24 protein-coding genes and 1 tRNA gene are annotated in these 25,689 nt (G+C 59.3%); 17 read left to right on the forward strand and 8 right to left on the reverse strand.

Translation table 11 applies throughout. The features are described 5' to 3' along the window. The first annotated feature begins 1 nt into the window (after position 1). Genes ACZ5C3_RS03630 through lpxK form a run of 4 tightly spaced genes read left to right on the forward strand, consistent with a single transcriptional unit; the run spans position 2 to position 3,260 of the window. The gene (locus ACZ5C3_RS03630) at positions 2-250 is read left to right on the forward strand and encodes a DUF4170 domain-containing protein (RefSeq protein ID WP_464035332.1); all 249 of its coding nucleotides are present in this window, start codon (positions 2-4) and stop codon (positions 248-250) included. Next, complete coding sequence (locus ACZ5C3_RS03635) at positions 247-960, forward strand: lysophospholipid acyltransferase family protein (RefSeq protein WP_464035334.1); 714 nt, start codon at positions 247-249, stop codon at positions 958-960. The genes ACZ5C3_RS03630 and ACZ5C3_RS03635 overlap by 4 nt, the downstream gene beginning before the upstream one ends. Continuing rightward, positions 953-2,257 (forward strand): 3-deoxy-D-manno-octulosonic acid transferase, encoded by a 1,305-nt coding sequence (locus ACZ5C3_RS03640; RefSeq protein ID WP_464035336.1) that lies wholly within the window; start codon positions 953-955, stop codon positions 2,255-2,257. The genes ACZ5C3_RS03635 and ACZ5C3_RS03640 overlap by 8 nt, the downstream gene beginning before the upstream one ends. After that, complete coding sequence (gene lpxK / locus ACZ5C3_RS03645) at positions 2,250-3,260, forward strand: tetraacyldisaccharide 4'-kinase (RefSeq protein WP_464035338.1); 1,011 nt, start codon at positions 2,250-2,252, stop codon at positions 3,258-3,260. Before ACZ5C3_RS03640 ends, lpxK begins: the two co-directional genes overlap by 8 nt. 1 nt (position 3,261) lies before the next feature. Here the strand turns inward: lpxK and ACZ5C3_RS03650 are convergent, their stop codons facing one another. Both ACZ5C3_RS03650 and xseA read right to left on the reverse strand, forming a co-directional pair. Beyond that, complete coding sequence (locus tag ACZ5C3_RS03650) at positions 3,262-3,489, reverse strand: DUF2093 domain-containing protein (protein WP_464038247.1); 228 nt, start codon at positions 3,487-3,489, stop codon at positions 3,262-3,264. A gap of 108 nt (positions 3,490-3,597) precedes the next feature. Then, on the reverse strand, positions 3,598-5,061 hold the full coding sequence (xseA, locus tag ACZ5C3_RS03655; RefSeq protein ID WP_464035340.1) for an exodeoxyribonuclease VII large subunit: 1,464 nt from the start codon (positions 5,059-5,061) through the stop codon (positions 3,598-3,600). An 82-nt stretch (positions 5,062-5,143) separates the two neighbouring features. Here xseA and purD point away from each other — a divergent pair, with 82 nt between their 5' ends. The 3 genes from purD to ACZ5C3_RS03670 are packed head-to-tail and all read left to right on the forward strand — an operon-like array spanning position 5,144 to position 7,790. Continuing rightward, entirely contained in the window at positions 5,144-6,424 is a 1,281-nt protein-coding gene (purD, locus tag ACZ5C3_RS03660) for a phosphoribosylamine--glycine ligase (protein WP_464035342.1), read from the forward strand. Between the two features lie 11 nt (positions 6,425-6,435). Next, positions 6,436-7,344: an alpha/beta fold hydrolase gene (locus ACZ5C3_RS03665; protein ID WP_464044526.1), complete on the forward strand. Its 909-nt coding sequence runs from the start codon at positions 6,436-6,438 to the stop codon at positions 7,342-7,344. After that, entirely contained in the window at positions 7,344-7,790 is a 447-nt protein-coding gene (locus tag ACZ5C3_RS03670) for a GNAT family N-acetyltransferase (protein ID WP_464035346.1), read from the forward strand. Before ACZ5C3_RS03665 ends, ACZ5C3_RS03670 begins: the two co-directional genes overlap by 1 nt. Here ACZ5C3_RS03670 and ACZ5C3_RS03675 read toward each other — a convergent pair. Continuing rightward, positions 7,787-8,233, reverse strand: coding sequence for a nucleoside deaminase (locus ACZ5C3_RS03675; protein WP_464035347.1), 447 nt, complete (start codon positions 8,231-8,233; stop codon positions 7,787-7,789). The genes ACZ5C3_RS03670 and ACZ5C3_RS03675 overlap by 4 nt on opposite strands. Before the next feature lie 153 nt (positions 8,234-8,386). On the opposite strand from ACZ5C3_RS03675, the gene ACZ5C3_RS03680 reads away from it, so the two are divergent. Together ACZ5C3_RS03680 and rsmD are read left to right on the forward strand one after the other, a co-directional pair. Then, positions 8,387-10,651, forward strand: coding sequence for a pseudouridine synthase (locus tag ACZ5C3_RS03680; protein WP_464035349.1), 2,265 nt, complete (start codon positions 8,387-8,389; stop codon positions 10,649-10,651). A gap of 22 nt (positions 10,652-10,673) precedes the next feature. Continuing rightward, the gene (gene rsmD / locus ACZ5C3_RS03685) at positions 10,674-11,270 is read left to right on the forward strand and encodes a 16S rRNA (guanine(966)-N(2))-methyltransferase RsmD (protein ID WP_464038248.1); all 597 of its coding nucleotides are present in this window, start codon (positions 10,674-10,676) and stop codon (positions 11,268-11,270) included. 6 nt (positions 11,271-11,276) lie between these two features. On the opposite strand, the gene mutL is transcribed toward rsmD, so the two are convergent. Next, on the reverse strand, positions 11,277-13,124 hold the full coding sequence (gene mutL / locus ACZ5C3_RS03690) for a DNA mismatch repair endonuclease MutL (protein ID WP_464044527.1): 1,848 nt from the start codon (positions 13,122-13,124) through the stop codon (positions 11,277-11,279). A 136-nt stretch (positions 13,125-13,260) separates the two neighbouring features. Here mutL and ACZ5C3_RS03695 point away from each other — a divergent pair, with 136 nt between their 5' ends. Further along, positions 13,261-14,256, forward strand: coding sequence for a DUF3592 domain-containing protein (locus ACZ5C3_RS03695; protein ID WP_464035353.1), 996 nt, complete (start codon positions 13,261-13,263; stop codon positions 14,254-14,256). Between the two features lie 108 nt (positions 14,257-14,364). On the opposite strand, the gene arfB is transcribed toward ACZ5C3_RS03695, so the two are convergent. Continuing rightward, on the reverse strand, positions 14,365-14,781 hold the full coding sequence (arfB, locus tag ACZ5C3_RS03700; protein ID WP_464035355.1) for an alternative ribosome rescue aminoacyl-tRNA hydrolase ArfB: 417 nt from the start codon (positions 14,779-14,781) through the stop codon (positions 14,365-14,367). 63 nt (positions 14,782-14,844) lie between these two features. Beyond that, the gene (locus ACZ5C3_RS03705) at positions 14,845-15,597 is read right to left on the reverse strand and encodes a sulfite exporter TauE/SafE family protein (RefSeq protein ID WP_464035357.1); all 753 of its coding nucleotides are present in this window, start codon (positions 15,595-15,597) and stop codon (positions 14,845-14,847) included. Positions 15,598-15,698: 101 nt separating this feature from the next. On the opposite strand from ACZ5C3_RS03705, the gene ACZ5C3_RS03710 reads away from it, so the two are divergent. After that, positions 15,699-16,592, forward strand: coding sequence for a LysR substrate-binding domain-containing protein (locus tag ACZ5C3_RS03710; RefSeq protein WP_464035359.1), 894 nt, complete (start codon positions 15,699-15,701; stop codon positions 16,590-16,592). A gap of 13 nt (positions 16,593-16,605) precedes the next feature. Here the strand turns inward: ACZ5C3_RS03710 and hisN are convergent, their stop codons facing one another. Further along, positions 16,606-17,388, reverse strand: a complete 783-nt coding sequence (hisN, locus tag ACZ5C3_RS03715) for a histidinol-phosphatase (protein WP_464035361.1) — start codon at positions 17,386-17,388, stop codon at positions 16,606-16,608. A 596-nt stretch (positions 17,389-17,984) separates the two neighbouring features. Then, the gene (locus tag ACZ5C3_RS03720) at positions 17,985-18,884 is read right to left on the reverse strand and encodes an N-formylglutamate amidohydrolase (protein ID WP_464035363.1); all 900 of its coding nucleotides are present in this window, start codon (positions 18,882-18,884) and stop codon (positions 17,985-17,987) included. Positions 18,885-19,127: 243 nt separating this feature from the next. On the opposite strand from ACZ5C3_RS03720, the gene cpdR reads away from it, so the two are divergent. The 6 genes from cpdR to ACZ5C3_RS03750 all read left to right on the forward strand — a co-directional run bounded on the left by cpdR (position 19,128) and on the right by ACZ5C3_RS03750 (position 25,686). Beyond that, positions 19,128-19,490, forward strand: a complete 363-nt coding sequence (gene cpdR, locus ACZ5C3_RS03725; protein WP_424629287.1) for a cell cycle two-component system response regulator CpdR — start codon at positions 19,128-19,130, stop codon at positions 19,488-19,490. A 152-nt stretch (positions 19,491-19,642) separates the two neighbouring features. After that, a tRNA-Val gene (locus ACZ5C3_RS03730) sits at positions 19,643-19,717 on the forward strand. A gap of 322 nt (positions 19,718-20,039) precedes the next feature. Further along, positions 20,040-21,929, forward strand: coding sequence for a hypothetical protein (locus ACZ5C3_RS03735; protein ID WP_464044528.1), 1,890 nt, complete (start codon positions 20,040-20,042; stop codon positions 21,927-21,929). A gap of 155 nt (positions 21,930-22,084) precedes the next feature. Beyond that, positions 22,085-23,068, forward strand: coding sequence for a glycosyltransferase family 2 protein (locus tag ACZ5C3_RS03740; RefSeq protein ID WP_464035368.1), 984 nt, complete (start codon positions 22,085-22,087; stop codon positions 23,066-23,068). Positions 23,069-23,072: 4 nt separating this feature from the next. Beyond that, positions 23,073-24,941 (forward strand): asparagine synthase (glutamine-hydrolyzing), encoded by a 1,869-nt coding sequence (gene asnB, locus ACZ5C3_RS03745; protein ID WP_464044529.1) that lies wholly within the window; start codon positions 23,073-23,075, stop codon positions 24,939-24,941. A gap of 1 nt (position 24,942) precedes the next feature. Further along, positions 24,943-25,686 carry a class I SAM-dependent methyltransferase gene (locus tag ACZ5C3_RS03750; RefSeq protein ID WP_464044530.1) on the forward strand — a complete coding sequence of 248 codons (744 nt, stop codon included), beginning with the start codon at positions 24,943-24,945 and terminating at the stop codon, positions 25,684-25,686. Positions 25,687-25,689 lie beyond the last annotated feature (3 nt).

Below are 25,689 nucleotides of genomic sequence, written 5' to 3' on the forward strand. Positions count from 1 at the left end.
AATGTCTGAGACTGCGCCACAGCAATTGCTTCATCTCGTCATCGGAGGTGAACTGCTCGATCTTGAACACGTCACTTTCAAGGATCTCGATAAGGTCGAGATTGTGGGATTATTTCCGAACTATGCGAGTGCCTTTGCCGTCTGGAAGGGCAAGGCGCAGCAGACCGTCGATAACGCGCACATGCGTTACTTCATCGTCCACCTCCACCGGCTGCTCGATCCGGGTCAAGATACGAAGTCCGAGCATTGAAAAAAGCACTGCGAAATCTCGGCCGCGCGAGTTGGGTGCAGCAACTCGCGGGGGTCACTGCTGCTGAATTTTTGCGGCTGATCTGGTGGACGAACCGGTTCACCTTGGATCCGCCTGAAATTTACAAGCAGATTGAGCCCGATATGCCGGTGATCGTTGCGTTTTGGCACGGTCAGCACTTCATGATGCCGTTTCTCAAGCTCGAGCAATATAAGGCGAAGGTTCTGATCTCGCGTCACCGCGACGGCGAAATCAACGCCATTGCAGCTGAACGGCTCGGCGTCGGAACTGTCCGCGGCTCAGGCGATCATGGCACCTCGTTCCATCGTAAAGGTGGTGTGGTGGCGTTCAAAAGCATGCTGAAGGTCCTCGAAGACGGTATCAACATGGCGCTGACGGCGGACGTCCCGAAGGTTTCGCGCAAGGCAGGTCTTGGTATTATCATGCTTGCCCGTGAATCGGGGCGGCCGATTCTCCCTGTGGCCATTGCCACGAGCCGGTTCAAGCGCCTGAACAATTGGGATCGCTCTGTTATTCACCTGCCCTTCGGGCGTGGAGTCATTGCTGCCGGTGATCTTGTCAGGGTTCCGGCTGATGCCGACAATACGGTGATGGAAGATATTCGAGCGCAATTGGAAGCCAATCTGAACAAGGTGACGCGCCGCGCATATACGCTCGTCGGCCGGCCCGACGAGGGCGGACATGCCTAGCGCGCTGCCGGTCACGCTGCGTGCGTACCGGAGGCTGTCCGCGCTTGCGACGCCTTTGACGGGCACGCTTGTCCAGCGTCGTCTCAAGCGTGGCAAAGAGGATCCCGAGCGCATCGGCGAGCGGCGGGGGATTGCGAGCGTCGAGCGTCCGCGTGGGCCGCTGATCTGGATTCACGGCGCGAGCGTCGGCGAAGTTCTTGCCGTTGCAGAACTGGTGGAGCGGCTACGGGCCCACAATGTCCGTATCCTGCTGACCTCCGGCACTGTGACATCTGCTGCGATCGTTCAGCGCAGATTCCCTCCGGATGTCATCCATCAATACGTGCCGTTTGACGCGCCCAAGTATGTGTCTTCCTTCCTTGATCACTGGCAACCAGGTCTCGCGCTGTTTATTGAGTCCGATATCTGGCCCAACCTGATTCTATCCAGCGCCGAGCGGCGCATCCCGATGGCCATTATCAATGCGCGGATGTCGCAACGCTCCTTTCCGCGTTGGCGCAGGTTCGGCGGCACCATTGGCACGTTGCTCGATTGCTTCGATCTTTGCCTGGCGCAATCCGATCTCGATGGAGAACGCTATGCGGCCCTGGGCAGCCGCAACGTTGTGACCTCAGGCAATCTCAAGCTTGATGTGAAAGGGCCTCCGGCCGACGTTCCAAAGCTGGAGCAGCTCAAGGCTGCGACGCAGCGCCGGTTGGTCTTTGTTGCAGCGTCCACGCATCCCGGCGAAGAAGAGATCATTCTCGACGCGCATCGTAGGCTGGCAGGCCAAATCCAGTCACTGTTGACGATCATTGTTCCGCGTCATGCCAATCGCGGTGTGGCCATCGCGCAGATGTTGTCTGCTTCAGGCGTAAATGTCGCGTTGCGTTCGCAAGGCGAATTGCCTTCGGCAAAAACCGATATTTATGTCGCGGATACCATGGGCGAGCTGGGTCTGTTTTATCGGCTCGCGCCGGTGGTGTTCATGGGCGGATCCCTTGTCAACCACGGCGGGCAGAACCCGATTGAAGCCATCAAACTTGGTGCGGCCATTCTGCACGGACCGCATATTTTCAATTTCACCGAGATCTACAACACGCTGGATCAGGCGGGTGGCGCCGTCCGCGCGGAGACCGACGAGGATTTCGTGAGATCGCTCGGCTCGCTTTTGGCAAACCCGATTTCGCGGCAGAGGTCTGTCGCTGCGGCCGAGAAGGTGGTCGAGCGGCTGGGAGGCGCGCTGGACAAAACGCTGGCGGCGCTCGAACCCTATTTGCTGCAAATGCGGATTGAAGGAGAAGTCGCCGATGCGTGAGCCGGCCTTCTGGTATCGGCCACCTTCGTGGATGTCGCGACTCCTGTTTCCGTTCGGCGCCATTTATGGCGCCATCACAGCGCAACGGATGGCGCGCAAGGGTGCTGTCGCCGGAATTCCGGTTTTCTGTATCGGCAACTATCATGTCGGCGGTGCCGGAAAGACACCGACAACGCTTGTGCTCTCGAAAATCCTGCATGAGATGGGTGAGCAGCCGTTCGTGGTCAGTCGCGGTTACGGTGGGCGATTGGAGGGGCCGGTCCGTGTCAGCACGGATGCCCATACGGCGAAGGACGTCGGCGACGAGCCGTTGATGATGGCCTCAGAAGTGCCGGTCATCGTCTCGCGCGACCGTGCGGCGGGCGCGCTGTTCGCACGTGAGCAAGGGGCCAGTGTCATCTTGCTCGATGACGGATTTCAAAATCCATCCCTTGCCAAAGACGCATCGTTGATCGTGATCGACAGCGGACGCGGGCTTGGTAATGCTTACGTGTTTCCGGCCGGGCCGTTGCGCGCGCCGCTCGCTCCGCAGATCGCGCGCACGGACGCATTGATCGTTGTGGGCGAAGGGCGCGGGGCTGATGGTGTTGCGCAGCATCTGCGCGCGCAAGGCAAGGTGGTGTTGAACGCGACGATCAGGCCTGATCCCGTCTCTGTCGCAGCATTAAGCGGAAAGCGCGTTCTGGCATTTGCCGGAATAGGTGATCCGGCACGGTTCTTTGCGACACTGAGAAAAAGCGGCGTGAATGTTGTCGACACAAAATCGTTCGACGATCATCACCCATATACAATCAGCGACGTCGAGCGGCTTATTGCGGATGCGCAGTCAAAATCATTGTCGCTGGTGACGACGGAAAAGGACATGGCGCGTTTGCGCAGCGATGGCAACCTCGCAACGCGCGTCGGGAATGCGACGGCGTTTGCCGTGTCGCTCGACTTTGACGAAACTGAAACGTTCCGGCGGTTTGTGGCGGAACGGCTGGCTAGAGCTCGCGGGAAGTAGTTCAGCTCTGGGTCTTGGCGATTGCAGGATAATGCCGCTGCAACACAGCGTTGGGCGTGGCGTACGCTTCCTGCCGGTCGACGCTCCAATACTTCAGTTCGTCCAGGGCAATATGTTCCCCGGTGATGGCGCAGCGAACGTAAGATCCCGGTGAAAGCACCCGGAAATCTCCGTCAAGATATTCTACCTTTGCTTCGCCATGGCCCGAGGGGCCGAACTTGTTGAGCACGATGGTCTGTCCTTGTGATCCGGCCAATTCTCTGACCGGGATATCTGTCAAAATATAGGTCCGCCGGCGGCCGGGTAAACCCTTTTTCGAGGCCCCAACCCTGCGTTATCAGAACAGGTCGCCCTGGACCTTCTTGACACCGAAGTCGGTGGTCCGCTTCGAAGCGGCCTTGGTTACCGGTGATTTCGGTTTCGCCGCAGTTCCTGTTTCCTCGCCGTCCGCCGTTGCGCCGATGCGGCCATCGGCAAATTCGATGCTGAGGCGTTGACCAGAACTGACGTTTACCGCCGTATGCAGCGGATGCCCATCTTCATCCCGAACTAGCGCGAAGCCGCGATCCAACACGCCCTTGTAGGACAAGGCATTGAGCAGCTGCGACACGTATCGCAAACGGGTTTCGCGTCGTTCGATATGCAGCCTGCTGCTGCGCTGCGCGCTCGCGGCAAGCCGCTGCACCCTCTCCTTCGCGCGGTCGATCTGGGAGCGCAGCGTTGTGACCGTGAGGCGGCCGGCCACGGCCGACAATCGGCGGTCATAAACGTGAGCGTTGGCGCGCAGGGCACGCGGCAGCGCGGACGTTGCGCGGTCAAGACGCTGGCGCGGAATATCGAGCAGCTCTGTCGCCTTGGGCAGCGCGCGCGCGGCTGCTCGTAGCTCACTACGGCGATGTTCCTGCGCGCGTTGCCAGCACAGCATTGCGCGTCGCGCGAGCGATGTGACTTCGACGAACAGCTCGGCGCGGACTGGAACGGCCATTTCTGCGGCGGCCGTCGGCGTGGGTGCGCGCTTGTCGGCAGCGAAGTCGATCAGCGTCACGTCGGTTTCGTGGCCGACTGCGGAGATCAGCGGGATCATGCTGTCCGCAGCTGCGCGTACCACGATCTCCTCATTGAACGACCAAAGGTCCTCGAGCGAGCCGCCGCCGCGTGCCACGATCAGAAGATCCGGTCGAGGAATCGCGCCATTCTCGGGAAGGGCATTGAAGCCGTTGATGGCTGCCGCAATCTGTTCAGCGGAGCCCTCGCCCTGGACGCGCACTGGCCACACCAGCACACGGCGCGGAAAGCGGTCTTCCAGCCGATGCAGGATGTCCCGGATCACGGCGCCGGTCGGCGACGTCACCACGCCGATCACTTCCGGCAGCCACGGCAGGAGTTGCTTCCGTCCTTCGTCAAATAGCCCTTCAGCTGCGAGCTTCTTCTTGCGCTCCTCCATCAGCGCCATCAGCGCACCGACGCCTGCGGGCTCGATGGCCTCGATGACGATCTGATACTTCGAGGAGCCGGGATAGGTCGTGAGCTTACCCGTGGCGATGATCTCCAGGCCTTCCTGCGGCTTGAAGCGCATGCGGCCGTGGACGCCCTTCCAGATCACGGCCTCGATCTTGGCGCTATCGTCCTTCAGCGCGAAATAGCAGTGGCCGGAAGAGTGCGGGCCGCGAAACCCCGAAATCTCGCCGCGCACCCGGACATGGCCGTAGGCGTCCTCCACCGTGCGTTTCAGCGCGTTGGAAAGCTCCGAAACGGTAAATTCCGGTGAATTTGGCAGGGTTTCTGCAGCACGTACGGTCATAGAGAATCGAATCTGTTGCGGTGCGGAGACATCATGATAAACCCTTCTATCATCACATAAACGCCGGTTCGACCCTCATCCCATGAATATCCTTCTCCTCGGTTCCGGCGGGCGTGAGCACGCATTGGCCTGGAAAATGGCGGCTTCGCCGCTGCTCACGAAACTCTGGTGTGCGCCGGGCAATGCCGGGATCGCGCAGGAGGCGGAGTGCGTCGCGCTCGACATCGCCGATCATTCTGCGGTGATCGCGTTCTGCAAGGCGAACAACATCGACCTCGTCATGGTCGGTCCTGAAGCACCGCTTGCCGCAGGCATCGTCGATGATCTCGCGGCTGCCGGCATCAAGGCATTTGGTCCGAGCAAGGCCGCTTCGCAACTGGAGAGCTCGAAAGGGTTCACCAAGGATCTCTGCAAATCGGCCAACATTCCGACAGCAGCTTACGAACGTTTCCGCGACGCTGATGCGGCCAAGGTTTATATCCGCAAGCATGGCGCGCCGATTGTTGTGAAAGCCGATGGGCTCGCAGCCGGAAAGGGCGTTGTCGTCGCGATGACCCTCGCTGAAGCGGAAGCCGCCATCGATATGATGCTCGGCGGCGGCTTCGGGGCGGCCGGCGCCGAGGCTGTGGTCGAAGAATTCCTCGAAGGCGAGGAAGCCTCGTTCTTTGTCCTCTGCGATGGCGATCATGCGTTGCCACTTGCCGCCGCTCAGGACCACAAGCGCGCGTTTGACGGTGATCAAGGACCGAATACCGGCGGCATGGGAGCTTACTCGCCCGCGCCGGTCATGACCGATGCTATGATCGCGCGCACGATGGATGAGATCATTGCGCCGACGCTGCGCGCGATGAAAGCAAAGGGCATGCCTTACAAAGGCGTTCTGTTTGCAGGGCTGATGATCACCAAGGATGGCCCGAAGTTGATTGAATATAATGCGCGCTTCGGTGATCCTGAAACGCAGGTTCTGATGATGCGGATGATGTCGGATCTCGTGCCGGCTTTGCAGGCATCGGTCGATGGCCAATTGAACAATTTCGATCTGCGCTGGTATCCGGAGCCTGCGCTGACTGTGGTGATGGCGGCGAAGGGCTATCCTGGTGATTATGCCAAGGGCACATTGATCGAGGGCCTAGGTGAGGCGGCGAAGATCGAAGGTGTCGAGATCTTCCATGCCGGGACGAAATCCGATGGCGACAGGATTCTCGCCAATGGTGGGCGTGTTCTGAACATCACGGCCACTGGGGCGACCGTGAGCGAGGCGCAGCGCCGTGCTTACGAAGCGGTTGACCGGATCAAGTGGCCTGAGGGTTTCTGTCGCCGCGATATCGGCTGGCAGGCAATCGCAAGGGAAAAGCAAAAATAACTGGAGGAACTATGTCTGATCTCGCCGATCTGTTTCCAGGTTTCGCATCCGAATGGAGCGACACGAAATCCGGTCGCATTTTCACGCGGATCGGCGGCGAGGGCCCTCCGCTGTTGTTGCTGCACGGCTATCCGCAGACGCATGTGATGTGGCATCGGGTTGCGCCGCAACTTGCGAAGAAGTTTACGCTGATCATTCCCGATCTGCCCGGATATGGCTGGTCAGACGTCCCGAAGACTGACGAGAATCATACGCCTTTCACCAAGCGCGCAATGGCGCGGGTGATGATCGAGGTGATGGAAAAGCTGGGCCATGTGCGCTTCGCGCTGGCCGGGCATGATCGCGGTGGCCGCGTAACTTATCGTTTAGCCCTCGACCATCCGGGGCGGCTGTCGCAGGTCGCGGTGCTCGATATTCTTCCGACTTACGAGTATTGGGCGAAGATGAATCGCGACTTCGCGCTGAAGATCTACCATTGGATGTTCCTGGCGCAGCCGAATCCCATTCCCGAAAACCTGATTCAATCGAATCCGGACGATTATTTTGGCCGGACGTTCGAGAGCTGGGCAAAAGCCGACGGTCCAAACCCATTCGATCCACGCGCGGTTCAGCACTATCTGACCGCGTTTCGCGATCCATTGCGTATTCATGCAGCCTGCGAAGACTATCGCGCCGGAGCCTATGCCGACTTCGAGCAAGACAAGGCCGATCGCGAGGCGGGGAATAAAATCAAGGTGCCGATGTTGGCGCTGTGGGGCGGCGCCGGCATTGCAGCAGCAGGTGCCACGCCGCTCGATACCTGGCGCAACTGGGCCACTGATGTGCGCGGTGGGCCGATCGACGCGGGACATTTTCTGGCGGAGGAGAATCCGCAAGCCACTGCCGATGCGCTGCTCAAATTTTTCTCGGAGCAGGCATAGTGGCGTTGCGCGAAGCTGGGCACGAAGATATTCGGCGCGTCGTCGAGATGCTGGCTGACGATGAACTTGCGCGCGGCCGGGAAGATCTCACCGGGGACATGGCGGCTTATCACGCTGCGTTCGACGCCATCGCGGCCGACCCGAACAACACGCTGTATGTCTGGGATGAGAATAGCGCCGTCATGGGTTGTCTGCAGCTCACGTTTCTGCCGGGGATTTCCTATCAGGGCAGCTGGATCGCGCAGGTGGAAGGGGTGCGCGTCGACAGCTCTCTTCGCGGCACAGGCGTCGGTGAGAAGATGATGGAAGCGGTTATTGCCAAAGCGCGGGAACGCGGTTGCAAGCAACTGCAGCTGACGACCAATAAGAAGCGTACCGCTGCGCAGCGGTTTTACAGCAGGCTTGGCTTCGTTGGTTCGCACGAAGGCATGAAGCTCGCGCTTTAGCGCCGCGCCTTGAAGAAGCTTTTCAGAAGCCCGGCGGCCTCGCTTTCGCCAACGGAAGGGTAGATCTCCGGCGCATGATGACAGGTGGGGGATGCGAAAAACCGCACGCCGCTGTCGACCGCGCCGCCCTTCGGGTCCGCGGCTCCGTAGTACAGCCGCCGGATGCGCGCGAAGGAGATCGCCGCGGCGCACATGGTGCACGGCTCCAAGGTGACATAGAGGTCGCAATCCACCAGCCGTTCGCTGCCGATCACGCGAGCAGCCTCACGGATCGCCAGAACCTCGGCATGCGCCGTCGGGTCCTTGTCGGTCAGCGTGCGGTTTCCAGCCCGCGCAAGGACCTTACCGTCGCGGACGATGACACACCCGATCGGTACTTCGCCTGAAGTTTCCGCGATTTGGGCCTGTTCCAGAGCCAAATCCATGAAAGATTGCGCCGTCATGCCTCGTTTCCTGCAAAGAACTCTGTTATGACAGCGCCTTCAGCCATACCGGTTTTGCTCGAAACCCGCTCTTCGCCTTAAGAAGCAGCGTTCGGATCGCAAACCGGATTCCTGCGCCAGATTGCGCATCCTAGACGCCCTGAGAGATCATTCATGCCCCGCGACAACGATAAAAACAACGGCCGTCCGCCGCGCCGCGGAGCAGGTGAGGGCTACAAGGGCGGCGGTAAGGGCCGCTCCGGTGGCGGCGACCGGCCAGCACGATCTGGCGGCGCGCGTGGTGGCGACAAGAAATTCGGTGACCGGAAGTTCGGCGACAAGCGTCCCTCCGGCTCTGGTGACAAGCGACCGGCGTCGCGAGGCTACGCTGGAAAGAGCGAGGGTTTTCGCAAGGACGGCGATCGTCTGCGTTTCAGCCGCGACGAGCGGCCGAGCCGTGGTCCGCGTAAGGACTTCGGCGCGGGGGATCAGGGAGAACGGCGGACGTTCAAACCACGTGAGGATCGCGGAGAGCGCTCGTTCGGTGGGGATCGTAGCCGGGATGATCGTGCACCTCGCGGTGAGCGCAGTGACTCGCGCGCGAGCCGTGGTCCGCGCAAGGACTTCGGCGCGGGGGATCAGGGAGAACGACGTTCGTTCAAACCACGCGAGGATCGCGGAGAGCGTTCGTTCGGTGGAGGCCGAGGCCGGGATGATCGTGCACCGCGCGGGGAGCGTGGTGATTCACGTCCGAGCCGCGGTCCACGCAAGGACTTCGGTGCGGGAGATCAGGGCGAACGGCGCCCCTTCAAACCTCGTGAGGACCGTGCGCCGCGCGGGGATCGCAGTGATTCACGTCCGAGCCGTTCAGGCGGTTTCGGCGACAAAAAGTTCGGCGAGAAGCGGCCGTATGCACCACGCGGCGAAGGCCGCGATGCCCGGCCGCCGCGGTTTGATCGTGGCGACAGACCGCAGCGCGACGATCGTCCGCGTTTCAACCGTGAGGATCGCGGCGAGCGTGGAGCCCCTCGTGGTCCCAAGCGGGATTTTTCTCGCGGTGAAGACCGCGGCAACGAGAAGCCATGGGACAACCGTGCGCCTCGGCGCGATGACGCACGGCGATCTGACAGGCCACGTGACGATCGCGGCCCGAGTGATCGCCCGCGTTTCTCACGGTCGCGCGACGATCGGCCGGAGCGAGACGAGCGCAAAAGCTTCGCACGTCCGCGTTTTGAGCGTGATGGCGAAGATCGTGCCCCACGCAGCCGGAACGACTGGCAAGAGCACCCGCGCAGTGAACCGCGGGAGCGCGGCGGCCGTGAGGATCGTCCGCGCCGCGACAACGAAGATGACAGCAGAATCTTCACCAAACGGCCGGCGTTCGGTGGTCGTGGCACTTATCGTGAGCGCAAGCCTGATTTCGACAAGCGCGCGCCGCGCGCAGCGCCGGAGAAAAAGAAGAGCGGCGAACGCATCGCCAAGGTTGTCGCACGGGCGGGCGTCTGTTCGCGCCGGGATGCCGAGGAATGGATCACGCAGGGCCGCGTCGCGGTCAATGGTCGCGTCATCACATCGCCAGCGCTTGATGTCACAACAAACGATGTGATCACGATCGACGGGAAGCCGTTGCCCGAGCGTGAACGTACGCGGCTGTTTCTCTATCACAAGCCGCGCGGCCTGATGACGACCCACGACGACCCCGAAGGTCGCCCTACGGTGTTCGACAATCTGCCGGAAGGTCTGCCGCGGCTTATGAGCGTCGGGCGACTGGATTTCAATACCGAAGGCTTGCTGCTGCTGACCAATGATGGCGGGCTTGCCCGTTCGCTCGAGCTGCCGGACACCGGCTGGCTGAGGCGCTATCGTGTTCGTGCGCATGGCGAGGTGACACAGGCCCAACTCGACGAACTGAAGAAGGGCGTCGAGGTTGATGGCGTGAAGTACGGTTCGATCGACGCGACGCTGGAGCGCGATCAGGGCGCCAACGTCTGGATCGTGTTCGCCATCCGCGAAGGCAAAAACCGCGAGGTGCGCAATGTGATGGCGCATCTTGGTCTTGAAGTGAACCGTCTGATCCGCGTCTCTTACGGTCCGTTCCAACTGGGCGAAATCGAAGAGGGGCAGGTCGATGAGATCCGCAGCCGTGTGTTGCGCGAACAGCTCGGCGAAAAGATCGTCACCCAGTCAGGCGCGCACTTCGATGCGCCGACCCACGAGCGGGTGGACGACGAGACGCCGCGCGGGAAGGGCCCCGTCAAGCCCAAGAGGGAGGTCGTCGCTGATCGCAAGGGCCGCCGCGTACTTGTTCAACGCACCGGAAGCGACGAGGCGCGGGCGCGCAATGAGGAGCGAGCAGCGGGTGGGCCGCCGCGCCGTCCGCGGGGCGGCTACAAAGGCAAGCGCGACATCAAACCGGAAGCCGATTTTACGGAAGACTGAGCATGATCTTCAGGGCTGAGAACTGCCGTTTCGGCAGGATCATGTTCGGAGTGCAGTAATGCGTGTCGTCGCCGGGCGGCTGCGGGGCCGCAATATTGCTGCGCCATCGTCGAACGACATTCGACCGACGCAAGATCGTTTGCGCGAGTCGGTGTTCAACATCCTGATGCATGCTTACGAAAATCCCGTGCTTGATGCGCGGGTATTGGATTTGTTTGCCGGAACTGGTGCGCTCGGCATCGAGGCGGTCTCGCGCGGTGCGGCTTTCACGTTGTTTGTCGATAACGGCGCGGAAGCGCGTGCCTTGCTGCGCAATAACGTCGAGGCCTTGGGGCTCGGCGGCGTGACAAAGGTCTATCGCCGCGATGCCACCAACCTCGGTCCGGCCTATCCGGTCGAGCCGTTTTCTCTCGCCTTCCTCGATCCACCCTATGGACTCGGTCTTGCCGACAAGGCGCTGGCCTCCCTGCGTGAGGGAAAATGGCTGGTCCCCGGCGCGTTGGTCGTGGTCGAGGAGTCGAAAGCCGCGGCGCTGAGCGCGCCGGAGGGCTTCGAGGAGCTTGAGCGGCGTGCTTACGATGAGACCGAATTCGTCTTTTTGCGCGCTTCAGCGAGTTGAGGGCGCCTAGCGCCTTCCGAACAGCTTCTCGATATCAGCCAGTTTCAATTCGACATAAGTCGGCCGGCCGTGGTTGCACTGACCGGAATTTGGCGTGACTTCCATCTCGCGCAACAGCGCGTTCATTTCCTCGGGCCTGAGAATGCGGCCCGAGCGGACCGAGCCATGACACGCCATGGTCGCCGCGACATGCATCAATCGGCGTTCAAGCGGCAAGGTCTCGTCCCATTCTTCCATGTGTTCGGAAAGATCGCGGACCAGCGAGGCCGCGTTGGTTTTTCCCAACAGTGACGGTGTCTCGCGTACGGCGACTGCGCCGGGTCCGAATGACTCGAGGACCAATCCGAACTTTTCCAGTTCGTCGGCACGCGCCACCAGCTTCTCGACGCTGGCTTCGTCCATTTCGACGATTTCGGGAATGAGCAGCATCTGTCGTTGCACGCCGTCGCGCTCAAGCGAGGCTTTCAAGCGTTCGTAAACGATGCGCTCATGTGCGGCATGTTGATCGACCACGAGGAGCCCGTCGCGGGTCTGGGTCACGATGTAGTTCTCATGGATTTGCGCGCGTGCTGCACCAAGCGGATGGTCCACGAGATCGCGCGGTGGCGGCTCGCTCACACGAACATCGGCCGAAGGAGCTCCGGTATCAAAGACCGCTTGGGCGGCTTCGGCAAATACGTTCGACGAAAATCCATAAGACGATGAGCTATCGAAGGACGTAGCCGTAGATTCGTCGAACGCTATACCAGGTGTCGTCGGATAGCTTGGCGAGCGGCGCCAATCCCAGCCACCACGTGGAATGCTGCCGGGCCGGAACGCCGTGATCGCTGCGCCATCGGAATTGGCAGCGGTGCGTTTTCCCTCGCGCGCCAGGCCGTCTTTCAGTGCATGAACGATGAGTGCGCGGACAAGGCCGGCGTTCCGGAAACGCACTTCCGTCTTAGCCGGATGCACGTTGGCATCGACTTCCTGCGTATCCAGCGTCACGAACAGTGCCACCACGGGATGCCGGTCGCGCGGCAGATAGTCCGCGTAGGCTGCGCGCACCGCGCCCAAAATGAGCTTATCGCGCACAGGACGGTTGTTGACGAACAGATATTGGCCGAGCGCATTGGCGCGTGTCAGTGACGGGGCGGCTGCGAAACCTTCCACAACGACGCCGTCACGCCCGGATCGGACTTCCATGGCGCTAGCGCGGAAATCCGCGCCGAGAATGTCGCCGAGCCGGGTCAGTTGTCCGGCCGCGCCGGGTAGCGCGGCGGCCCACGTCACCGGTGCCCGCTCTTCGCCAGCCATTGAGAACGCGATATCGGGCCGGGCCATTGCCAGCCGCCGGACGACTTCGCGGATGGCTTCAGCTTCGGTGCGATCGGTCTTGAGGAATTTGAGCCGGGCGGGCGTCGCATAAAACAGATCGCTAACCTCGACGCGCGTGCCGTTGGTCAGGGCCGCAGGCACGATGTCTGATTTTTCACCGGCATCGACGTTCAGTGCCCATGCATGTGGCTCGCTGGCGTGACGCGTCGTGATATTGAGCCGGGCGACCGCGCCGATGGATGGCAATGCTTCGCCTCGAAACCCGAGGGTTCGGATGCGGAGCAGATCTTCGTCGTCCAGTTTCGAAGTCGCATGGCGATCCACGGCGAGGGCAAGATCGCCATGCGTCATGCCCGAACCGTCATCGGTGATGGTAATGCGGCGCCGCCCGCCCCCGTCGGTGAAAATGTCGACACGGCTGGCGCCGGCGTCGATGGCGTTCTCGACCAATTCCTTCACTGCGCTCGCGGGGCGCTCCACCACTTCGCCGGCGGCGATGCGGTTGATGATCTGTTCGGGAAGCTGGCGGACTGGCATGGAGTATCCGGGCGATTCGCTGGTTTGGGTTATTTTAGGCCGGGATCGAACCCAATGTATGGCTAAAACGACCCAGCAATGGGATCCTTCGTGGGACTTTTACGCACCATTTCCTTGTTTTCCCGGAGTTATTTTGATGTTGAGCGCTTCCCAGCTGTTGTGGACCCGCATTGGCGCGGGTGTCTGTCTCTTTATGGTGGCCAATCAGATCTATGCGCTGTGGCTGGTGCGCAATCAGGTTGCGGCAGGAAAGGTCTGGTCGCGAACGTCCGGCAAGATCACCAATTCATCGCTGTCGCAGCCGGACGTGTTACGCAAAGGCGGCGAGACGGATGCGACTGTCGACATTCGTTATCAGTATCAGGTCTCGGGGAAAGATTTCGAAGGCAAGCGGGTCAAATTCGGTGGCCAGGGCGGCATGACACGGGTCGCCGCAGAACAGCTTGTTGCTAAATATCCCGCCGGAGCGGCCGTGGATGTCTATTATGATCCGAAGTCACCGGCGAAGTCCGCCCTGGAGCCTCGCAACAAGACGAACGTTGCACCGCATGTCGTGTTTCTGATTGTCTTTGCGGCCATTTCGTTCGTTCTCATCGTTCACTCCATTGCCGGTAAGGTGATCACCAACGCCAATGGAATGCCGTTGTTTGCGTTCCTGCTGCCGCTCGCCGCAATTCTTGTCGGCGTCGGCGCGTTTGTTCAATACGGCATGCAGCGCCAGCAAATCGGCGCCAGCATGCGTTGGCCAACTGTCCTGGGCAGGATCACGGACATCGGCATCGTTGCCGAGCAGCGACAAGAAGATGATGACGACGACAGCCGGGTACGCATCAGGACCGTTTATCGATCCGACGTGCGGTATGTCTACGCCGTCGGCGGTCGCGAATTCCATAGCAATGCGTGGAAATGGGGCTGGACAGCGTTTTATCCGGATGAGGCGAGTGCAAGGGCGCCTGTCGGGAAATACGCCGTCGGAGCAAGCGTCCCCGTTTTTTACAATCCCGAAAATCCGGAAGAGGCGATCCTGGAGCCCGGCAACAAGGACGGTCGGGGAGCGCAACTTGTTTTCGGTGCCATGTTCGCGGTTGCGGGCACCATTATGTTCTGGGCTTTCTGGATTATGAAGGTCTAGTGGAGTGGATTTGGCAGTGGTCCTTTGATTCTAACATTCGCAAGAGACGCCTGCCGAAGCGGGATGCGAATGTTAGAATCGGACCACGAGAGGCAGGCGCGGTCGACGTCAGTCGTGTCGGATCGAACCTCGATTGGCCTTGATGTCGCTGCGGCGTTTCTTACCCTCAAGGCGCCGTTTCTTGGAGCCCAACGTGGGCTTGGTCGCGCGGCGCGGTATCGGGCGCACGGAAGCTTCCCGTAGCAAGTCCAGCAGCCTGTCGATGGCGTCGGCGCGATTGCGTTCCTGGGTGCGGAAACGTTGCGCGTGAATGACGATGACGCCGTCCTTGGTCATCCGTTGACCGGCAAGCCCGCTTAGTCGGGTCAGCACATCTGGAGCCAGTTCAATGCGGCTCACGTCAAAGCGCAGCTGTGCAGCCGTCGACAGCTTGTTGACATTCTGTCCGCCCGGCCCCGAGGCTCGGACGAACGAGATGTCGATGTCGTTTTCATCGATGGTGATGTTGCGCGTGACCCGAAGCATACGGAATGACTAGCACGATCCGGAGCGAGGGGCACCGACTTTCCGGACTCACGGAGTGGCCGGTCAGCCGTGCAGCCTCATCAGGGTCTCGCTGGCGAGATAAATCCCGAGCAGCAGCATCGAGATCAGAAACCAGCGGCGGAACGTGTCAGCTGACATTCGCGAGCGAAGCACCTGGCCGATATACATGCCTGCGAAAGCGGCCACCATGGCAACGGCGCCCGGTAGAGCAATCGAGACGCCGAGTAACCCGGCGTCGGTCAGGTTGAAGATGAGTGCTACCGAGGCAGTGGTGAAAAAGACGCCGAGGGCCTGGACCAGTTCGTCCTTTTCCATGCCGATGGCCTGCATGAATGGCATCGAGGGGATCACCTGCACGCCGGTGGCCGCCGATATCACCCCCGTCACCGCACCAACAATTCCGCCAATCCATTTCTCGTTGGAACGCGGAACGCTGAAGCGGACTTTCGACAGACCGACGATGGCATAGATCACCAGCAGCACACCCAGAACGATCGTGCCGTACGGCGCGTACGGACCCGTCATCAGGCCGGAGCCGGACCAGATGCCGACGCATACCCCCGCCATCAGCGGCCACAGCCGCCGCACGATATCGCGCAGGTAAGGACCGCCGAAGGTCTGCCAGATGTTCGTGACGAGCGAGGGCACGATCACGATGGCGAGAGCCTGAGCGGGAGACATGCGAGTTGCGAGCAACCCGATGGCGACAGTGGGAAGGCCCATGCCGATTGTCCCCTTCACAAACCCTGCGAGGAGAAACACGACGGCGATGACGAAAAGGATCGGATCTGACATGGGCGGCACATTGACCACACTGTTGCGGCGGGCACAATGTGGAGATTACGGAGTTAGCCTTCGGTAAAATCGAAGGCAGAAAATCGACCTCGGGTGGGCCGATGCATTTCGATCTAACCGATCTCAGGCTGTTTGTGGCGGTTGCCGAAACCCGCAGCATCACCCACGGGGCCGAACGCGTGGCTCTTGCGCTCGCGTCTGCAAGCGCGCGCATCAAGGCGCTCGAAGCTGACCTTGGGGTCTCGTTGCTTGAGCGCCAGCGGCGCGGGGTGAGATTGACGGCTGCCGGCGAGAGCCTGCTCGACCACGCCCGGATCGTCCTGCATCAGGTGGCGACGCTGCAAGGGGAACTCGCGGTCTATGCGCGCGGTATGAAAGCCCGCATTCATATGCTCGCTAATACCTCCGGAGCCGTGGAGCATTTGCCGAAGGCGTTGGCGTCCTTCCTCGCGGCGTACCCGTCCATCAGCGTCGATGTGGAGGAGCGCGAAAGCCCGGAGATTGCCGTTGCTCTTGCTTCCGGCGCGGCTGACATCGGGATTGCCGTCGATGCGGTTCTGCCCGAGGGCCTGGATCGCTTTCCGTTTTGTGACGATCGGCTAGTCCTGATCGTGTCGGAACAGGATGAGATGGCTCGGCGGCGGCAGCTCTCGTTTGCTGACATTGTCGGGCGCGAATTCGTTGGTCTTGCCGAGGGCAGCGCGCTGCAGAACCATATCGCGGCACATGCCGCGGGTCTTGGCGCCCGGCTTCGCATGCGGGCGCGGCTGAAGAATTTTGATGCCGTGTGCCAAATGGTGGAGGCGGGCGTGGGTGTGGCGGTCATCCCCGAGGCAACCGCGCGGCGTTACAGCCGCTCGGCAAAGATCAAGGCGGTGCGGATGACTGACCCCTGGACAAATCGCAGGCTCGTTATCTGCATGCGTAACCGGCGCTCGCTGCCGCGGCCCGTCCAGCAATTGGCCGATCACTTGAAGACGTTTGCAAAAATTTGAGAGCGACTGCCGGTTATCCGTTCAAGATTTTCATCGCGGCTTCGTGCACGCGTTTATCGCCGGCGGCAATGATGCGGCCACCGGATTGGGCTGGCTTGCCGTCCCACGTGGTCATGATCCCGCCAGCGCCGCTCACGATCGGTATTAATGCCGCAACATCGTAGGGTTTGAGTTCGGTTTCGATGATAAGGTCGAGATGCCCCGCGGCGAGCATGCAGTAGGCGTAACAATCCCCGCCGTAGCGCGACAACCGGACGTCCTTCTCGACCTGCTCAAATTGCGAGCGATCTGCTGCATTCATCAGGCGCGGACTTGTGGTGAAGAGCGTTGCGTCCGCAAGCGACGCACATTTGCGCACGGCCAGGTTTCGCTTTCCCGAAGGGCCATTGTAGATCGCAGAGCCGCTATCGCCGCTAAAACGCTCACCGATGTAAGGCTGATGCATCATGCCGAACACGGGGGTGCCGTTATGCATGAGCGCAATCAGCGTGCCCCAGACCGGAAAGCCTGCAATGAACGATTTGGTGCCGTCGATGGGATCGAGGACCCAGACGTATTCCGCATCGGCGCGTTCCGAACCAAATTCCTCGCCGACGATGCCGTGCTGCGGAAAGTTCTCCTTGATCATCCGTCGCATGACGGCTTCCGCTGCGCGATCGGCTTCCGTCACCGGATCCAGGTCGTGGCCCGTATTCTTGTTCTCGATGCCGAGTGAGGTGCGGAAAAAGGGAAGAATGGTTTCGCCGGAGGCGGTCGCCAATCGTCCAATGAAGGCGGTGAAGTCGATAACTGTCACGGGTGATCCTCAGGCGGCAAGTGCATCGACGGATTGTAAATCCGGAGCATGAAAGGCCCTATAAGAGTTCGCTCATTCGAGCAATCCAAAGTCCGCGACGAAACGCGCTGCTCGATAAGGCGGCCTTTGGATTGAGACCCTTGAGATCAAAGGCAGGAATGAGTGGCCAGTGGATCATTCATTTCTTTAATGCCAGCTTTACTTCCAACCTCAAACGAGGTGCCTCTTGGCCGTTAAATTGGTCTTATGATTCATTTTTTGCGGCCAATTTTGATGATTTTAACAGTCATCCAAGAGTCATATTTCGATTTAAGCATTTGAAATAAATGGGTATTTTAAAGTTTCTCGAAGATGTGAGCCGCAAGTCTGTCATGCGCCGAGCGCATAAAGAATCCATGAAAAATACTTGCCTTGGGTGCGCTGCAGTTGCATATTGTTGCGGTGCGATAGCGCTTCGCGTTATCGCTGCCCTCCTTGGGCGTTTCCTCCCTAGACTTGGGCCACTTGCTTTCGCAAGTGGCCCCTTTTTCTTTTGGGGAGGGCGAACGACTTTCCTGAGGTGAAAGTCGCTGCCTCGTCCGAATGCCTGTTAGGTTTTATTCGGCTGCGGTCTGGAAAGGACCGAGCATATCGAGCGGAATCACCGCCAGCGCATCTGCCAGAACAATGAAATCGTCGGCGACTTTGCGGAAATTCGCGCTCCGCTCACGTCGGCGTTCGTCCATGTAGATCGCGCGGTTGAGCTCAAGTTGGATCGTATGCAGGCCGTTGACCGGATTGCCGTAGTGTTCAGTAATAAATCCGCCGGCGTAAGGCTTGTTGCGGCCGACCGAATAGCCAAGCGTCTTGAATGTATCCTCGACAATGTCCGGCAGCAGCGCAGCGCAGCTCGTTCCATAGCGATCGCCAATGACGAGGTCTGGACGTTTGGGCTCGTCCCGTGACACGCCGACCGACGGCATTGAATGACAATCCACCAGAATAACTGCCCCGAAAGCCTGGTGGGCCTTGTTGATCAGGCGCCGCAAGGCACGATGATAGGGCTTGTAGAGCGCTTCGATGCGGGAGAGCGCCTCTTCGACGTCCAGCCGTTCGCTATAAATTTCCTGTCCATCGCCGACCACCCGCGGGATGGTTCCTAGCCCGCCCGCGACCCGCATGGAGCGTGTGTTGGCAAAACTCGGAAGCCGGCCAGCAAACATGCGCGGATCGAGTTCATAGGGCTCACGATTTACATCCACATAGGAACGCGGAAAGTTGACGCGGGCGATCGGAAAACCGCGTCCGGCGAGATCGGCGACGATTTCGTCCATGAACGAATCTTCCGAGCGCCGCAGAGCTGCTTCGTCGATCCGGGAGGCCGCTAGAAATTCGCGCGGATAAATCGAGCCCGAATGCGGAGAGTTGAAGATGATCGGGGCTCGCCAGATGGCCGGCTCAACGATCTCGAACGGCGGCAACTCATCACTGGGCACGCTGGTATCAAATTGCGTCATTGCCGCCCTTATTTTTAGAGGCCCTATTTGGTGACGTCCCGGTTGCGAGGATCGGTTCGGCCTCGGCAATCAAGCCAATTGAGCAGCATATTTTAGCCTGAAAAAGGCATTTCTTCTGGATGACCATTGTCCGCAAGCCTAATCAATCTGCCAAGAGGAAGTTTGCCTTCACCCGAAATTTACTATCCTTCAGGCAAATAGAAGGCTGGGATTGAACCGTTCACCAGATTTACGACCAGGGTCATGCAGCACAAAATTCTCCTTGCCGAAGACGACAACGACATGCGCCGCTTTCTGGTCAAGGCGTTGGAGAACGCCGGTTTCCAGGTGTCCTCCTACGATAATGGCTTGTCAGCGTATCAGAGGTTGCGCGAGGAGCCCTTTGAAATGCTTTTAACCGACATCGTGATGCCGGAGATGGACGGTATCGAACTCGCGCGTCGGGCCTCGGAACTCGATCCTGACATCAAGATCATGTTCATCACCGGGTTTGCGGCGGTGGCCTTGAATGCTGATTCCGAGGCGCCCAAGAATGCCAAAGTGCTGTCCAAGCCGGTTCATCTGCGGGAATTGGTCAGCGAAGTGAACAAGATGCTGGCGGCCTGAGAGGCGCGGGGACTGATTTTGGAGGAAAAGTCCTCCGCGTCAGAGCCAAGCGGGCAAAAATCCTCGATCTCCTTCAAAATCACCCCTCATGACGCCTTGCCTCGCGCGAGGCGAGCCGATATAGGGTCCCATCCCGACACGAATGGTCTTTAGGGCGCGTAGCTCAGCGGGAGAGCACTACCTTGACATGGTAGGGGTCACAGGTTCGATCCCTGTCGCGCCCACCATCTGGCCTCTAAGGTGGCCGATGGTAATTGTGGGTCGGTGAAGGACCCGCCCCTTCGCGATCATCTTGAAGTTCCATTTTCGTTGATATGCGAGAGAACCGACGGGGCACCGACTCCATTCGGTCAAGACGTGGTTGCATGCATATATTTTTCGACCAGGATGGATGCGTCAGTCAGTAGGCTGAGTTCGGCGAATGCTCGACTCATCCTTCACGATTCAAGCGTGAGCTTCTCATTCGGCAATTGCTGGTTTGTGCAAGCCTGTTGGGGTTGTTGTACGACGCTGGCGCAAAACGCATGACCGCCGGTGGATTTTCTGACGATGACCGAGAAAACCAGCAATGGCGCAACGTGCCTGGCGAAGCCGGAGTGGCGGTACTTTATCTTGTCTGTCGCCATTGCCGCGGTGGTTGCTGTGGCGTTCACCAGCCGATTTTATTTTCTGCTCGATCGGGGAGGAGGCGCCTTCGATCAGCTGGCTTGGGCGAGAGCGAATTATTTCGGAGGGATTACCCACCATTATTTGTTGATGAGGGATGCGATCCTGACGTGGAAAGCCGAAGCCAAACTGTGGGCTTATCTACCCGGCTATCCGTTCTTTTTGGCGATTCTGCATTGGCTCGATATCAGGGACTTGGCCTTCGTTCGTTTGACCCAGATCGTCATCGATTCATTCGCGATCCTTCCCCTTTATTTTGTTCTCTTTCGCTTGGGAAAATCAGCGTATCTGGCGATATTTGGCTGTCTGATCTATGCGGCATCGCCATGGTGGAGCGTAGGTTCGACTTATCTTCTTGCTGAAGCGCTCATGCCTGCACTGGTCATTCTGGTGTTGGCAGCCATGATACTGGTCCGCGATCATTCGGCGCGCAGGCTGAATTGGTTTCTGCTCGGACTGTTTGCATCAGTTCTGCCGTTTTTCCGCTCGGAAATGATTTTGTTGTTCGGTCCGCTCGCTCTGTGGCCGTTGCTGGTGGCGCCGAAACGCAAACGCATCAGTGCGGCTGCGTGCGTGGCCGCAGGCTTCGCCCTTCCACTCATATTGTGGGCTTTACGCAACGACTACGTCCACGGCGCGCTGATATTGGCACCGCCGGCAACGTGGTACGTTGCATGGTCAGGGCTGGGCCAAGTCGGAAACAACTACGGTTATTTGGTGAGTGATTCCGAGGCAATGAAGCTGCTTGCGTCCAAGGGCATCGCGTATCATTCGCTGGAAGCGGAAAGCTATTGGTTCAAGGAGTATCTGAGCGCATGGATTCACCATCCTGATCATGTGATCAGGACGATCCTCTTTAGATTCGAAGGAATACTAGGAGGAATAGGAACAGAGGGTTTATCCGTCTCAGGTCTTGTGTTGAAAGCTTACAAAGTGATGGCCTTCATCACGCCCGTTGTATTGATCTGGCTGTTGTGTGAACGCCGGATAGCAGATGCGTTTCTCATCGCGTTGCCGATGGCCTATGCGCTTGCGAGTGTCGGCGTTCTCTATGTCGAGCAACGTTATGTACGGTACGCCGGCTTGTCCTATCTGCTTGCATTGCCAATCGCTCTCGGCAAGGCGGCTGATCTGCTGTTGGCGATCTGGACGCGCCAATGGCGGCTCTTCGCGCCGCGGATTGTGTCTGGTGTTGCTGCTACGGCTCTCTTGCTTCTGGTCGCTGGAATCGCCTGGCAACTGGCTTTTTTGCGAGGCATTGCGCAAATCAATCTGGCCGCCGACAGGCTAGATGCCAACGTGTCCCTAGCGCCAACATTCTCGTTGGCTCATGGAGCGTTTCAGCCCGCGAGCCCAACAGTCAAGATTTCTCGCAATGAAACCGGCTTGGAGCTCCAGGCCAGCGAGCCGGCTGGCCAATATCTGTTGATGGTGCAAACGGGTGCGCGCGGGAATAGCCTATTGGTCGTTCGTTATAACGCTACGCTACGGAGCGGTGCTCTTGGCTTCGGAGTTTTATCGGCAGATACAGCCCGATGGCTGTCGCATTCCAATGTCGCTGGTGAAATCGGCAAAGCGATCGAAGGGACGTTCGCAAGTGTCGTCCAAGCCGGCAGTCTGTTTGTCATAGACGCCCAAGGGGCCAAGCCCGGGGTCGATGTTCTCTTTGGCAAGTTGGAATGGGCGCTTGCTTGTCCAAGGCCTATGAATCTGTTGAGCGGATTCTTTAGCAAGGCGCCAGTTGAGGTTGGTGATTGCCCCACAGCCCAATAGCGGCTTATGGGGTTGGCTTGAATCTGCCTAGTTACTTCTGCTATTTGTATTTTCAGGTAATTTAATGCACGTGCGGGGCCAATTGATGCAGTTTGGCTTCGTCTGATATTTTTTGGATGTATTGAGATGTGGTTGCCGCGACAGAGACGAGCGTTATGTTCGTGAACGAACATGAGAAAGCGGCAGTTTGCGATCTTTCAGCTATCGTGCCGGTCTATAACGAAGAAGAAAGTATCCCACATCTCTGTACCCGGCTGTTCGCGACGCTCGACGGTCTTGGCAAGACGTTTGAGTTGATCTGCGTTGATGATGGCAGCCAGGACGCTTCGCTTTCAGTACTGAAAAGCATTGCCGCGACACGCCCAGAGCTGAAGATTGTTGCCTTCCGCCGCAACAGTGGTCAGACCGCTGCTATGATGGCGGGGATCGATCATGCGAGCGGCGATGTCATTGTCACGATCGATGCCGATCTGCAAAACGATCCGGATGATATCCCCGCGCTGCTCGCAAAGTTGGATGAGGGGTATGATGTCGTGTCCGGCTGGCGCAAGGATCGCCAGGATGCTGCAATCCGTCGTAATTTCGTCAGTCGAGTCGCGAACCGGGTGATCTCACGCATTTCTGGAGTCGCGCTCCATGATTATGGCTGCACGCTGAAGGCTTATCGGCGCGACGTTATCAAGGATATACGCCTCTATGGCGAGATGCATCGCTTCATCCCGATATATGCCGCATGGATGGGGGCCCGCGTCCACGAGATGCCGGTGCGCCATCACCCGCGCAAATTTGGTAAATCCAAGTATGGCCTTGAGCGCGTTGCCAAAGTCATTCTCGATCTTCTCGTTGTTAAGTTTCTCGACAGATATCTGGTTAAGCCGATCTACGTGTTCGGCGGTTTCGGTCTGCTGTCATTGGCAATCTCCGGTCTCATCTGCCTCTTCATGATCTGGCTCAAGTTCGTTGAGGGGGTGTCTATGATACAGACGCCGTTGCCGATTCTTGCCGCGATGACGCTTCTTATCGGCGTGCTTAGCCTGTTGATGGGGATCCTCGCTGAAATGATGGTGCGGACCTATTTCGAGTCCAGCGGTCGACGCTCCTATAGCGTGCGCGAGACGATCAACTTCAAGGATCATTGACGATATGTGCGGCATCGCTGGCTTCGTTGGTCATGGCGATCAGGCCGACTTGCTTGCGATGACGCGTGCGCTTGCCCATCGCGGTCCCGATGACGAAGGCTTCCATATCGATACGTCGATGCGGGTGTTCCTCGGGCATCGGCGTCTCGCGATCCGCGATATCGGTGGCGGCAAGCAACCGATGTGGAATGTCGATGGCACAATTTGCGTCGTCTACAACGGTGAGATCTATAATCATGAAGCGCTGCGTGCCGAGCTTGAGGCGAAAGGCTACGTCTTTGTAACCAGCCATTCCGACACCGAGGTGCTGGTGCATGGCTATGCGGAGTGGGGCACCGCGTTGGCGTCCCGCCTGAACGGAATGTTCGCTTTCGCCATCCTGGATACCACGCGCCGCCGGCTTTACCTCGCGCGAGACCGGTTCGGAGAGAAGCCGCTTTACTACGCCAGGCAACAGGGGTTGTTTGCGTTCGCCAGCGAGCTTTCCGCGCTTCCCCGCCATCGTCATATTACGGCGTCGCCATCGCCGCTCGCACTGCGCAAGCTATTCGCATACGGCTATCTGCCAGCGCCGCATGCGCTTTACGAGGGCACCGCGAAGTTGCCGGGTGGCCACGTTATGACTGTCGACGTCGATACGCTCGCCGTCGACATCGCACCTTACTGGCGTTTTGTGCTCGAGCCTGACGACGCGCTTGCGGCACGTGGCGACGAGATCCTCGCAGAGGAACTGCGCGAACTCCTGATTTCTGCGACCGAACGCCGGCTCGTCAGCGATGTGCCGATCGGCGTTTTTCTTAGCGGTGGGCTCGATTCTAGTATGGTGCTTGCTGCTGCGGCACATCGGCGGCCGCCGGGGGAGATAGCAAGCTTCACCATCGGCTTCACAGAGCCGTCCTATGACGAGTCGGGTTTTGCTCGTATTGTCGCCAACCATATCGGTTCGCGGCATCATGAGCGTATTCTTGATCTCGCCACGGCGCGCGATCTCATCCCGTCGGTGTTGTCACGACTCGATGAGCCGCATGCCGACGCCTCCATTCTGCCGACCCACATGCTCAGCGCTTTCGCCCGGGAGCATGTGACTGTGGCGCTCTCAGGCGACGGTGGAGATGAACTTTTTGCTGGTTACGATCCGTTTGCAGCGCTCAAACCGGCGGCTCTTTATGCAGCAGCTGTGCCTGCGCCGGTGCATGCGATGCTACGGTTTCTGGCCGGCCATCTGCCGCGCTCGTCCCGCAATATGAGCTTTGATTTCAAGGTTCGCCGCACTCTCATGGGTCTCTCGCAGAGAGAGTCCGCCTGGGCGCCGGCCTGGATGGCCGCGGTCGACCCGGACGATATGGGCGAACTGTTTGATGCGCCGGTGCGCGCGGAAGACCTCTACAGCGAAGCCATGGAACTCTGGGAGACCGGCCCGGCGCAAAGCCGCGTCGATCGGTTGCTTCAGTTCTTCACGACGTTCTATCTTCAAGATGATATTCTGGCCAAAGTCGACCGCGCAGCAATGATGTCTTCCTTGGAAACGAGAGCCGTGTTTCTCGACAACGACGTGGTTGATTTCTGTCGGCGGCTGCCGTCGCATTTCAAATACCGTAATGGCGAGCGTAAATACCTCCTCAAGAAGGCATTGGAGCCACTGTTGCCGCGCGAGATCGTCGCGCGCCGGAAAAAAGGTTTTGGCATCCCGCTGGCGGATTGGATGAAGCAGGTTCCGGCAGAGCCGCCTTTTGAGCCAGTGCCTGGCATTCGTCTCGGCTGGATGAAGCAGGCGTGGAGCGATCATCGCGCCGGTCGCGCGGATCACCGTCTTGCTCTATGGACGTGGCTGAGTTTGCAGTACGCATTGAACGCTGCGCGGACCGGGCATTGAAATGGATCGATCCGTTTTTCTCACCGAAGCCAAAATCGAGGCGACACACTGGTGGTTTGTCGAGCGCAGGCGCCTGTTTGCCGCGCTCATCCGCAAAGCGGCAATTCCATCCGACGCCACGGTGGTCGATATCGGCACCGGCACAGGTGCCAATCTCCGTCTGCTGAAGCAAATGGGTTTTACGCGAGTCGCGGGAATCGATCCAAGCGCGGACGCCGCGCACTGGTGTGCGGAAAAGGGGTTGGGGCAGGTCCACACCGGTGATATCCGCGCCCTCCCGCTTGCCGACGCGTCAGTAGATCTCTTGCTCGCGACCGACGTTATAGAACATGTTGACGACGACAAGCAGGCGGTCGCGGAGATATGGCGTGTGCTGCGACCAGGCGGAACAGCTCTGATTACAGTCCCCGCGTTTCCGAGCCTGTGGGGCCTGCAGGATATCAAGTCGCATCATTATCGACGCTATCGCATGACGCCGTTTCTGCAGCTGCTTGAGCGCTCTGGTCTCGTCGTCGAGAAGAGCTTTCACTTCAATTACCTGCTGTTTGCGCCGATTTTTGCTGCGCGTCAGGTGATCCGATGGCTGCGCATTGAGTTGGGAAGCGAAAACGAGGTCAACAACCCCGTGCTCAACCGCCTTCTCAGTTTCATTTTCCACTTCGATGTCATTACGGCGCCAGTTCTCAAGCCGCCTTTTGGGGTCTCGATACTTGCACTCGTTCACCGACCAGAGCAGTCAACCTAATGG

Source organism: Afipia dichlorophenoxyacetatis, from assembly GCF_055386385.1.

What these genes read in the sequence shown, in the direction of transcription:
- ACZ5C3_RS03630 (WP_464035332.1), top strand. Translation starts at nt 2, where the DNA reads ATGTCTGAGACTGCGCCACAGCAATTGCTTCATCTCGTCATCGGAGGT.
- ACZ5C3_RS03640 (WP_464035336.1), top strand. Translation starts at nt 953, where the DNA reads ATGCCTAGCGCGCTGCCGGTCACGCTGCGTGCGTACCGGAGGCTGTCC.
- lpxK (WP_464035338.1), top strand. Translation starts at nt 2,250, where the DNA reads ATGCGTGAGCCGGCCTTCTGGTATCGGCCACCTTCGTGGATGTCGCGA.
- xseA (WP_464035340.1), bottom strand. Translation starts at nt 5,061, where the DNA reads ATGACCGTACGTGCTGCAGAAACCCTGCCAAATTCACCGGAATTTACC.
- purD (WP_464035342.1), top strand. Translation starts at nt 5,144, where the DNA reads ATGAATATCCTTCTCCTCGGTTCCGGCGGGCGTGAGCACGCATTGGCC.
- ACZ5C3_RS03665 (WP_464044526.1), top strand. Translation starts at nt 6,436, where the DNA reads ATGTCTGATCTCGCCGATCTGTTTCCAGGTTTCGCATCCGAATGGAGC.
- ACZ5C3_RS03675 (WP_464035347.1), bottom strand. Translation starts at nt 8,233, where the DNA reads ATGACGGCGCAATCTTTCATGGATTTGGCTCTGGAACAGGCCCAAATC.
- ACZ5C3_RS03680 (WP_464035349.1), top strand. Translation starts at nt 8,387, where the DNA reads ATGCCCCGCGACAACGATAAAAACAACGGCCGTCCGCCGCGCCGCGGA.
- mutL (WP_464044527.1), bottom strand. Translation starts at nt 13,124, where the DNA reads ATGCCAGTCCGCCAGCTTCCCGAACAGATCATCAACCGCATCGCCGCC.
- ACZ5C3_RS03695 (WP_464035353.1), top strand. Translation starts at nt 13,261, where the DNA reads ATGTTGAGCGCTTCCCAGCTGTTGTGGACCCGCATTGGCGCGGGTGTC.
- arfB (WP_464035355.1), bottom strand. Translation starts at nt 14,781, where the DNA reads ATGCTTCGGGTCACGCGCAACATCACCATCGATGAAAACGACATCGAC.
- ACZ5C3_RS03705 (WP_464035357.1), bottom strand. Translation starts at nt 15,597, where the DNA reads ATGTCAGATCCGATCCTTTTCGTCATCGCCGTCGTGTTTCTCCTCGCA.
- ACZ5C3_RS03710 (WP_464035359.1), top strand. Translation starts at nt 15,699, where the DNA reads ATGCATTTCGATCTAACCGATCTCAGGCTGTTTGTGGCGGTTGCCGAA.
- ACZ5C3_RS03720 (WP_464035363.1), bottom strand. Translation starts at nt 18,884, where the DNA reads ATGACGCAATTTGATACCAGCGTGCCCAGTGATGAGTTGCCGCCGTTC.
- cpdR (WP_424629287.1), top strand. Translation starts at nt 19,128, where the DNA reads ATGCAGCACAAAATTCTCCTTGCCGAAGACGACAACGACATGCGCCGC.
- ACZ5C3_RS03735 (WP_464044528.1), top strand. Translation starts at nt 20,040, where the DNA reads ATGACCGAGAAAACCAGCAATGGCGCAACGTGCCTGGCGAAGCCGGAG.
- ACZ5C3_RS03740 (WP_464035368.1), top strand. Translation starts at nt 22,085, where the DNA reads ATGTTCGTGAACGAACATGAGAAAGCGGCAGTTTGCGATCTTTCAGCT.
- asnB (WP_464044529.1), top strand. Translation starts at nt 23,073, where the DNA reads ATGTGCGGCATCGCTGGCTTCGTTGGTCATGGCGATCAGGCCGACTTG.
- ACZ5C3_RS03750 (WP_464044530.1), top strand. Translation starts at nt 24,943, where the DNA reads ATGGATCGATCCGTTTTTCTCACCGAAGCCAAAATCGAGGCGACACAC.